The 9,627-nt window shown below is 38.9% G+C and carries 9 protein-coding genes, 1 tRNA gene and 3 pseudogenes; 6 read left to right on the top strand and 7 right to left on the bottom strand.

Translation table 11 applies throughout. From position 1 onward, the window contains the following. Positions 1–166: 166 nt before the first annotated feature. The 5 genes and pseudogenes from ACFIJ9_RS08365 to ACFIJ9_RS08345 all read right to left on the bottom strand — a co-directional run. Positions 167–256 (bottom strand) — tRNA-Ser (locus tag ACFIJ9_RS08365). A 1,007-nt stretch (positions 257–1,263) separates the two neighbouring features. After that, a pseudogene (locus tag ACFIJ9_RS08360) lies at positions 1,264–2,270 on the bottom strand (tyrosine-type recombinase/integrase). Between the two features lie 6 nt (positions 2,271–2,276). After that, entirely contained in the window at positions 2,277–2,495 is a 219-nt protein-coding gene (locus tag ACFIJ9_RS08355) for a hypothetical protein (protein ID WP_273723922.1), read from the bottom strand. Positions 2,496–2,636: 141 nt separating this feature from the next. After that, complete coding sequence (locus ACFIJ9_RS08350; protein WP_375636708.1) at positions 2,637–3,125, bottom strand: DUF488 family protein; 489 nt, start codon at positions 3,123–3,125, stop codon at positions 2,637–2,639. A 69-nt stretch (positions 3,126–3,194) separates the two neighbouring features. Beyond that, positions 3,195–3,656: pseudogene (locus tag ACFIJ9_RS08345) on the bottom strand (lambda exonuclease family protein); the annotation flags it as partial. Positions 3,657–3,661: 5 nt separating this feature from the next. Between ACFIJ9_RS08345 and ACFIJ9_RS08340 the strand changes: the two are divergent. The 3 genes from ACFIJ9_RS08340 (at position 3,662) to ACFIJ9_RS08330 (ending at position 4,842) form a co-directional block, all read left to right on the top strand. Further along, the gene (locus tag ACFIJ9_RS08340) at positions 3,662–4,156 is read left to right on the top strand and encodes a hypothetical protein (protein WP_375636705.1); all 495 of its coding nucleotides are present in this window, start codon (positions 3,662–3,664) and stop codon (positions 4,154–4,156) included. A gap of 96 nt (positions 4,157–4,252) precedes the next feature. Then, positions 4,253–4,510, top strand: a complete 258-nt coding sequence (locus ACFIJ9_RS08335) for an AbrB/MazE/SpoVT family DNA-binding domain-containing protein (protein WP_375624257.1) — start codon at positions 4,253–4,255, stop codon at positions 4,508–4,510. Continuing rightward, entirely contained in the window at positions 4,510–4,842 is a 333-nt protein-coding gene (locus ACFIJ9_RS08330; RefSeq protein WP_375636703.1) for a type II toxin-antitoxin system PemK/MazF family toxin, read from the top strand. Before ACFIJ9_RS08335 ends, ACFIJ9_RS08330 begins: the two co-directional genes overlap by 1 nt. Positions 4,843–5,034: 192 nt before the next feature. Here ACFIJ9_RS08330 and ACFIJ9_RS08325 read toward each other — a convergent pair whose 3' ends face one another. Beyond that, positions 5,035–5,331 (bottom strand): hypothetical protein, encoded by a 297-nt coding sequence (locus ACFIJ9_RS08325; RefSeq protein WP_375636702.1) that lies wholly within the window; start codon positions 5,329–5,331, stop codon positions 5,035–5,037. Positions 5,332–5,363: 32 nt separating this feature from the next. Next, entirely contained in the window at positions 5,364–6,002 is a 639-nt protein-coding gene (locus ACFIJ9_RS08320) for a hypothetical protein (RefSeq protein WP_375636700.1), read from the bottom strand. Positions 6,003–6,282: 280 nt separating this feature from the next. Here ACFIJ9_RS08320 and ACFIJ9_RS08315 point away from each other — a divergent pair, with 280 nt between their 5' ends. The 3 genes and pseudogenes from ACFIJ9_RS08315 to ACFIJ9_RS08305 all read left to right on the top strand — a co-directional run. After that, positions 6,283–6,597, top strand: coding sequence for a hypothetical protein (locus tag ACFIJ9_RS08315; RefSeq protein WP_375636699.1), 315 nt, complete (start codon positions 6,283–6,285; stop codon positions 6,595–6,597). After that, the gene (locus ACFIJ9_RS08310; RefSeq protein WP_375636698.1) at positions 6,578–7,906 is read left to right on the top strand and encodes a PBSX family phage terminase large subunit; all 1,329 of its coding nucleotides are present in this window, start codon (positions 6,578–6,580) and stop codon (positions 7,904–7,906) included. Before ACFIJ9_RS08315 ends, ACFIJ9_RS08310 begins: the two co-directional genes overlap by 20 nt. Continuing rightward, positions 7,891–9,627 (top strand): annotated as a pseudogene (locus ACFIJ9_RS08305) (portal protein); the annotation flags it as partial. The gene ACFIJ9_RS08310 and the pseudogene ACFIJ9_RS08305, both read left to right, overlap by 16 nt.

Here is a 9,627-nt window from a genome sequence, read left to right as displayed (position 1 = left end):
AGGTCTTTGAAGACCCTTTGAGAACCACTTAAAAACTCTTTGAGAAAAAATAAATTGGTACAAAACCTAGTGGCAAATTATACAAAACCCGCTGGCAAGCTACAGTGGTAAAATATACAAAACCCGCTGGCAAGCTACAATAAGTTATAGCACCATAAAAGTGCTGTGGCGGAGGGGGTGGGATTCGAACCCACGGTACAGTCTCCTGCACGCCGGTTTTCAAGACCGGTGCCTTAAACCGCTCGGCCACCCCTCCAAACTGGATATGCTTTTTGACAAATTTCTTGCAAAAGGTCAATCATTTTAATACGCATTTTAAAGCGTTCTTTGTAAAACTATTTAAATTTCAATTAAAATAATTCTTCATAAGTCAATTCTTTGAGTGTGTTATCTAACAGTTTCATTTTTAAACATGATCGCTTTTTCTGAAAAAATGAAAAGTAAATATGGTATTTATCATTTCTTTTTTCTGTTTAAAAAATTTTCACAAAGCAATATTTTTTTAAGTTTTAACGACCGATATTCGTAATAATAAGAAATGTTCAGTTGAAAATATTTGATAAATTATATTAAATTCTTTGCGGGCGTGTATTTTTGAATTATTTTATCTTTCCAGATATTTATTCTATTCAGATCGTTCATATCTGCGAAAAAAATGTTATTGTTTTGACAGTTTATGAGAGATAAATTTATAAGAATGACATAATATATTCAAGGAAAGTTTTTATTGAGTTTAAATAAGCATAATTCGATAAGAAAGCTCTTTAAAAGATTTTAATTTTTTAAATAAAAATATTCAGATATTTAGTGCGTCTAAAGGGCGGCTTGGAGGGAATGTCTGGTTTGCACTATTTGAAAAAATTTTTATGTAAGATTTGCATCGACAGTTTAAAATCTCTTCCAGATATGACTAGAAATTAGGTATATTTATAATGCTTTTTTTGTGGGATAAGCAAAAAGTTAGTTGGAATAGAAGAAAAGATTATTGAACAATACGCTTAGATAAATAGATAACTTGTTAAGGTATTGCATAGTTTTTCAAGAATAGAACTTAAAAACGCTAAATTATGCAGAGGCAGAAAGCATAAACTTTAACAGACAAGCTTTTAAAAGCCGATGCATTCATAAGTATGTGTAAAATAAAAAACTTATTTACAAAATAAAATGGTGGGCGATGAGAGCAAATAAAAAGCAAGTAAAATAAAATAGTTATGTCTAATATGAGGGAATAGGTAAATCTTGATTCTATTGAGTTTTTTTCCTCTATCCCTTATCTTTTTGAATCTTTTTTATGGCTTCAAGAGCAAGTTTTTTACGGTCTGCGCTCTTTGTGTAAAGAGATGCCATAGCATCATCTGTCCAGCCCAAAATTGCTTTGAGTTGTGGTACTGTTGCACCTGAGTTAGCTGTGTGTGTTGCTGCTAATTTTCTTAAGCCATGTGCTGATTTTTTGATTCCCGATACGTTACAAGCCTCACGAAAAAGGTTGCCAAAATTTTCTTTAACTAGTTTTTTACCTTCTTTACCACAAATGAATGTTTCTTCTCCAATAGGACCAGTTTCAAGCGTTTTGGCTAATTCCGGTCTCTGTTTTGAGGTGAATGATATTATCTTTGACATCTTTCCAGCCAATTCGTACCGCATCACCACGACGCAAGCCCCGTATATAAAAGAACATCAATCCAGACACGTTCATGGGTACCATGATGCCATCTTTGATAATATTTTTCGACATCTTCTTCTGTCCAAACAGGAAATCCCTCTTTGTTTTTGAGGGGTGGTCTTTTTATTCCTAATGCTGGATTATTTTCCAAAAGACCTTGATCAATTGCCCAATTAAAAAGTCCATTAAGGGCTTTCAGGAAGTTTCTAGCCATTGCTGGTGTTTCTTTACGCCGTTCAACACCGGCTATGATATGTTTCTTTTCAATTGCTTGGTATGGAATATTTCCTATGGTATCACATACCTTCATAAGGATGAGTTCTTTTTGTTTTTGGGTGACTTTAGAAAGGCTATGCCAATTGGAGCTGTTAAAGTATTGTTTAAGCAGCCATGCAAATGACCCTTCAACAAGTTTACCGGTTTTGGATTTAGGAAGTATAAGCCCTTGTAACTCGGCAAGTGCGCTTTTGTAGTTGTCAACAAACTCTTGCGTTCCATAGGTACCGCGTATTCTAATACGTGGTCCATGACCAATACGTACATACCATATAATTTTACCATGGCGTGTGACTTCTTTGACAAGATGAGGGGGGCGTGGTTTTGACATGGTATTTTACATCTTAGAGAGCGCTGTTTCGTAATATTCATTCTTTGACAAATCTAAAAGTTTGTCTGGATGCGCTGCTGAATTTGGTAGTGGAATATCGGATTTGAGATAGATAAGCAGTTCACCGGTAGGTTTGATTTCTACGAGTTCACAACCTTGTTTTTTAGCTTCTCTTAAAGCGCGTGCAATGGCTGGTTGCGTTATAGCAGCTGGACGAGGCGCCATATCTTTTCTCCTTACATTGAGATGCAATTCACGTGTGGCGTGAATCACGCATTACTTGAAAGTGTTAAGAAGGGTGGGGGTGCTAGGAGGCATTTGTGAAGAGAATCACCTCCATATGTAAAAAATCTGTAAGTTTATTTTTTAGATGTGCTTAATTTCATATTTCCAATCAGGCAATTGAGTAAGAGCTAATGCGAGTTGTCCTCTATGACACATGCATACATTGGCTTCAAAACAGGTGATTGCAACGCGCTTTTTGTTTAAAAAAATTTGATATAATTTGTTTATTGCACAAGAATTATTCTTGAGAGTTGTATTTCGATAATTTTTAAAAAGGCGGTCATAATCTTTTTCTGTTTTCAAATTTCTTCGTTTTTTAGAGGCAATTCCAAGTTCAGGCATATGCATATATTCAATATCAATGTTGCTTACAGCTTGCTCTAATTGTCTTTTTGAAAATCCGTGTTTTCTACTTATTGGATTTTTACGAACATCACATAAAGTTTTGATATTGTTTTCTATGAGACAACTAAGATAATTCTCAAGGGACCTACCTTCATAGCCAATGGTAAAAAAACAAAATTCCTCATCTTTAGCAGGCTGTATGATAATATGTTTGATGTTACACACGTTTAATTTCCTTATGTAAAAGGGTGGGGGTGCTCGTAGATATGCGGGGAACAAAACACCCCCATAAGGTTAAGCAGCTTTTGTTGAGAGTTGTTTTATCTCTCGTTCTATCTCTGCTAAAAAGGTTTCAACAGCTTGATTGATCTGTTCAATTTGTTGATCATCACGGAGAACACGCTTGACTTTCATGCGTAAGTGAAAGAATTCCCCCGTAAAACGTGGGTCATAGCTTACGAAATCACACCATTTTCGTTCTGTACAAGCCATTTGGAATTGCATTTGTGCGTGATATTCTGGTTTGATTTCATCATCTATACAAAAGCGCATATGTGTTACTGATATTGGGCATTTGACTTCGATTAAACCGTCTTCTCCAATGAGACCATCGGGGCTAGCCCCCGCCATTTCTATTGTGGGGTGTTGGATAAAGCCGCATTTTGTTATATCGGCATCATAAATGAAGCCATATTCTCTCAAGGCATCATCTTCATGTTCGATACCCCAACGCATATCTTCAGTTTCATAATAGGGGATGTATGAACAAGAAAGATGCTTACATTTCACAAGTGAAAGTACGTCAAGATCTTGTTAATCAATTGGTAATTGAAATGCGTGCTAAACGCTTTGGTTTGACGATTGAAGAGGCTAAAAATCCGCTTGCTGGTACTTATGTTGGGCGGCTGTGTTTGCAAGGCGAAATCAATCAAGACCAATATGATGCTGCGCAAAAATATCTTGAAGTGAAAAATGACTATTTGTGTGCAAAAGGTTTACCAAGCGCTGTTTATGATGAAATACCATCATCTTCTGATGACAAAGCAAGAGAAAAATGGGTCGAATTTGCAACAGGACAGTTTTCTAATATGCAAGAGGCGATAAAAGAAACACAACATCTCTATAGACAGTATAATCTTTATGCAGCAATACAATATATTGTTATCGAAGACCAAACATTACCACATCTTGTGAATTCATTGCGGGTCGCTCTTAACGCGCTTCATAAATATTTTGACAGAAAAACTAAATGGTAAATGTTTTATTGTTCTTTTTCCATAAAAGCATGAAAAGCTCTTGAAGAATATGCATTAGAATGTTATATTTTTATATAATATTAAAGGGAGTGTTTTATGCACACAACAAAATTACGTAAAGTTGGAGGGTCTGTTATGCTCTCTATACCGCCCGCATTGCTTGATGTTCTTCATCTTTCTGAAAACACGCAAGTGGGTTTGGCTATTGACAATGGACAATTGGTTGTAAAACCACAGGCATTCCCTAGCTATACTCTTGAAGAATTGTTAGCGCAATGTAATCCTTCAGATGATTTTGCGGATGGTGATATGGAGTGGTTTGATGCCAAACCTGTTGGCAGAGAGCTCTTGTAATGAAGCGGGGCGAAATTTGGTTTGTATCGCTTGACCCAACTTCTGGTTATGAGCAAAAAGGAACGCGTCCTGTACTGGTTGTGTCACCGGAGGCGTTTAATCGTGTCACAAAAACACCAATTGTCTTACCTATTACAAGTGGAGGAAATTTTGCGAGAACCGCAGGGTTTGCTGTTTCATTAGCAGGAACAGGATTACATACCACAGGTGTGATACGTTGTGATCAACCACGAGCTCTCGATATAGCAGCGCGTCAGGGAAGGAAAATGGAAACAGTTCCCCCCATGATTATGAATGAAGTGCTTGCCAAGCTATCAACATTTCTAACATAGTTTTTTTATGCATCTTTAAGAACGATGCTAAAGTAAGCAATGTGACGTGAAACGTTTCTCTGTATAACGCCTTGTAAAAGACTAAGGAAAATAATTCATTCTATTGTACGCAGAAGTGCCTCTTTTTGTTTCTAAAAATAAGAAAGATATGAAGTATCTGTTTTGTTTTATGATTTTTAGTATTTTTATTCTTCACTTATAGCTATTACAATCAACATCTTGAAATTTATCATAACCATAGTAATCTTTATGTTGCTGTTTTAACATTTTACATAGATTGTATCGATTAATATCAAATTTTTCGAGCACTTCGTTTGGAAGATCATATAAATTTCGAGGACCAACATCAAACATATCAACTGCATCAGCTAGGTTATTTGGAATGCGGTTCTCATCTGCATCTGATTTTTGTCCGCAGTTGGTAAGAAAAAGCACACTGATTACTATGATTAATAAGTAACTTATTTTTTTTGCTGATAAATAATTCATTATTTCTTTTATGGCTGGAGTTTAAGTATATATTAAAGATTAAGAGTTTTCTTAATAAGGTGATCCATCTTATCAATTTCATTGCTTAGTGCATCAATCATGTTATTTACTTTTTCAATATTCTGATGAAGTTCAAAAAATTGTGCCTCATAATTCAACACATCAGATGTGTGCTTAGACTTAGATGCTTTTGCCATGGCTTGAAGCACTATGTGCCGCTTTTGAACAAGGCTAAAAATGGATTGTATTGTCTCATGTCTTGCTTTGATTGCTTTATTTCGTGTATGAATTATAGTGTACAATCCATAATTCTTTTGTTGATCCTGTCTTGGACTCATATTGAGTAGTTTTATAGTCAGGGCATCCTGTTCTTGAGCTATTGTTTTCCACTCATTGAGGGTAATTTCTAGAAACTTCTGTGTGTCATTCCATCCCCTTTCCGCATTTTCTTTTGCATCTTTTTCTAGGTTCAGTTTTTCAATTATTTTAGAACAAAATAATTCATTTATACTGGCATAACCATGTGCCGTTAGCAAAAGATATGCCATAAAAAACGCAATCGTTAATATGTTCTTTTTGAATACAAATATTTTTGTAAATGTCTTTTTAATTCTGCATAAATCTGCTTTTTTGAAAAATAACATTAATTTCCCCCACTTTTTGCTAGTCAATAATTTAGTGCTTCCATATAATTGATTCGTTGAGATGATACAATTGTGAGTGGTTGGTTGTTAAAGACACTAGATTTAGGTGAAAAAATAAAAAATACACAATATAGTGATTTTTTTGTTGACAGGATATGAAAAATAGTGTTTTATGACATTGCTGTACTAGTCGAATTGCGTCTAGAATTACGGTAAAGGTATAACCTTTCTTATAAGTTTATATGATTGTTCAGAGCCCTGCTTTTGCGGGGTTTTTTTATTGTCTTGTTTACAAAAAGAAACACACATGAAAACCACTGAAAAACTTGCAAAAAGAACGCCCCCAAAGGCAGGTCAAGGGCGGGTAAAAGGCGTGCCAAATAAAACGACACGTATTTTGAAAGAAGCAGTGCTAAAGGCAGCAGAGCGCGCTGGTAAGAAATATGGTGATGATGGTTTGATTTCTTATTTGGAAAAGCAGGCTATAGAATGTCCAGCGGCTTATTTAGCGTTGCTTGGTAAGGTGTTGCCTTTACAGGTAACAGGTGAAGATGGGGGAGCCATTAAGGTGATAACGCGTGTAGAAATCGCGCCTTTGGTCAATGACGACACGACAGATTAATATTGTACCAAAGCTTATACCGATTTTTACAGGTACGGCTTTGGTGCGTGCGGCTTGGGGAGGGAGAGGGTCTGGAAAGACAAGATCATTTGCCTTGATGGCTGCTTTAAAAGGCTATCAATTTGGTAGGGAAGGGATATCAGGCACTATCCTTTGTGCACGGCAGTTTCAAAATTCGCTTGCAGAGAGTTCTTTGGAGGAGATTAAACGTGCCATTGAAGCGCATGACTTTTTAAAGGACTATTACAAGGTTGGGGAGTCGTCGATTAAGTCGATAGATGGTCGTATAGCCTTTCAGTTTTCTGGTCTTGACCGCAATATTGCAAGTATCAAATCTATGGGGCGTATTTTGCTTTGTTGGGTTGATGAGGCGGAGCCGGTGACAGAGACGGCTTGGCAAACGCTTATACCGACTTTGCGAGAAGAAGGAGAGGGATGGCGCGCAGAGTTATGGGTGACATGGAATCCATTGCGAGAGAATGCCCCCGTTGAGAAGCGGTTTCGCTTTTCAGACAATGAGGCAATCAAGCGTGTGGAGATCAACTGGTCAGACAATCCGAAGTTTCCGAAGATCTTGAATGAAGCGCGATTGGATGATCTGAGAAACCGTCCAGAGACCTATAAGCATATCTGGGAAGGGGATTATCTGAAAGCGGTTCAAGGCGCTTATTATCAAAAGGAAATGTTGGCAGCCGAGCAGGAGGGGCGGATAGGGCGTGTTGCTCGTGATCCTTTAATGCAGATACGCGCCTTTTGGGATATTGGGGGCACGGGTGCTAAGGCAGATGCCACAGCGATATGGATAGCACAATTTGTTGGTAGAGAGATTAGAGTGCTTAATTATTACGAAGCACAGGGACAACCGTTATCAGAGCATATAGGCTGGTTGCGTCAAAATGGCTATGAGAAGGCATTGATGGTTCTTCCCCATGACGGTGCGACGAGAGATCGTGTGCACAATGTGAGTTTTGAGAGCGCTCTTAAACAGGCAGGCTTTCAAACAAAAGTTATCCCTAATCAGGGAGCAGGGGCTGTTAAAATACGTATAGAAACAGTCCGCCGTGTTTTGCCTTCTGTTTGGTTTAATGAGAAGACGACGGTAGCAGGACGCAAGGCACTGAACTGGTATCACGAGAAATGGGATGAGAAGCGTAATATTGGCTTGGGAGCAGAGCATGATTGGTCCAGTCATGGGGCAGATGCCTTTGGACTGATGTGCATTTCATACAAACCACCAAAAGAAATACAAAAGCGACCAGCTTATAGCGGCAGAACGGAATATGATAGTACCTCATGGATGGCAGAATGATGCATGATGATGAACATTTAGAGAAAGACAGCAACGTATCTGATCTCTCTCAAGAAGGTTTGTTTCGTAAGCTTGTGAGCTGGTACAAAGAAGATGTGGAGCATGTGAATAAATGGCGTGAACATGCACGGGAGGATTTTGGTTTTTACAATGGTGATCAATGGAATGAAGAAGATTTATCGGCGTTAAAAAAGCAACGCCGCCCCGTTATGACCTTTAATCGTATTGCTCCGCTTGTGAATGCTGTTGTAGGTTCAGAGAGAAATAATAAGCGAGAAGTGCAATTCATCCCCCGTCAAATAGGCAAGGCATTGCCAAGTGAATTGCTTACCGGTGCGGCAGAATGGTTTCGGGACATGGCGCATGCAGAATACGCTGATAGTGACGCTTTCCAAGATGCGGTTATCTGCGGCATGGGGTGGACTGATACGCGTCTTGATTATGAAAACAGCTTTGATGGTGAACCGGTAATTACGCGTTTAGATCCTTTAAAAATGGTTTGGGACAGTGCAGCGGTGCAACCGAACTTAACCGATGCGCAACGTTTGTGGTATGTGGACCGCAAGCCTTTGGAAGTAGCCAAGCAGATGTTTCCCAAATCTCATTGGACAGAGTTGAGTGCAGATTGGGCAAGGGATGGGAGCTCTCATGAAGGTGTTCACCATAATGATCTTGATTATTACAGTGATGAAGGGAGCATTGATGTTGAAAACGGTCGTCGGATGGTCACGCTTGTTGAATGCCGTTGGTTTGAAAGCGAGAGGTATTACAAGGCAGCTGATTTAGAAACGGGTGAACTTCGTGACTATAGCGAAGAGGAATTTAAGCAGCTCCAATGCATGATGCCTAATATTCAAGGGGCGGCTTTCAATAAAAAGGTTGTAAGACGTGCTTTTTTAGGGAGGAAATTGCTTGAATCCCCAGATCAACCATTGGTTCCAGCTGGTCAATTGGGTTGGGAGTGTATAACGGGATATTTTGACAAGATAGAACGTCAGTTTTACGGTGTTGTACGTCCGACGAAAGACCCGCAACGGTGGGCGAATAAATATTTCAGTCAAGTGATGTATATCCTTAATAGCCAATCCAAAGGGGGGGCTTATTGTCGAGGAAGGGGCGTTTAAGGACATCAGGCAGGCTATGCAAGATTGGGCGCGGTCTGATGCGTTGCTAGTTGCTGAAGATGGCGCCCTTGCACAAGGAAAGATCCAACCCAAACCCGTAGCAGAATTTCCAACGGGGTTTTTCCAGCTGTTTAATGAAGCTAAGGAAGCAATTAATCAGGTGACGGGTTTATCCCCCGAATTCATTGGCACAAGGGAAGTGACACAAGCGGGTATTTTGGAGGCACAACGACGCCAATCCAGTTTAAATCTGCTTGCTTGTCTGTTTGATGGCTTACGTTTGTATCGCAAGCGGCAAGGTAAGATTATTTTACACCTTATACAGAATTATTTGTCTGATGGTCGTTTGGTACGGATATCTGGTGAGGAGAATGCGCAATATATTCCATTGACGCGTGAAGAAGTAACGAGTGTTGAGTATGACATTGTTGTTGATGATGCGCCAACCAGCCCGAATGAGAAAGAGCGCACCTTCGGTATCATCACACAGCTTCTTCCATTGCTCCAAAATGCCATTACACCGGATATTATGCTTGATCTACTTCGTTATTCTCCATTGCCGGCGTCATTGCTTAATCGTGTCAGTGAGAAGTTCCA

Origin of the sequence: Bartonella sp. MR90HLJMH (genome assembly GCF_042194115.1) — a bacterium.
Classification (GTDB): domain Bacteria; phylum Pseudomonadota; class Alphaproteobacteria; order Rhizobiales; family Rhizobiaceae; genus Bartonella; species Bartonella grahamii.
The sequence above is the reverse complement of the archived record's forward strand: the minus strand, read 5'-3'. Positions and strand labels throughout refer to the sequence as shown.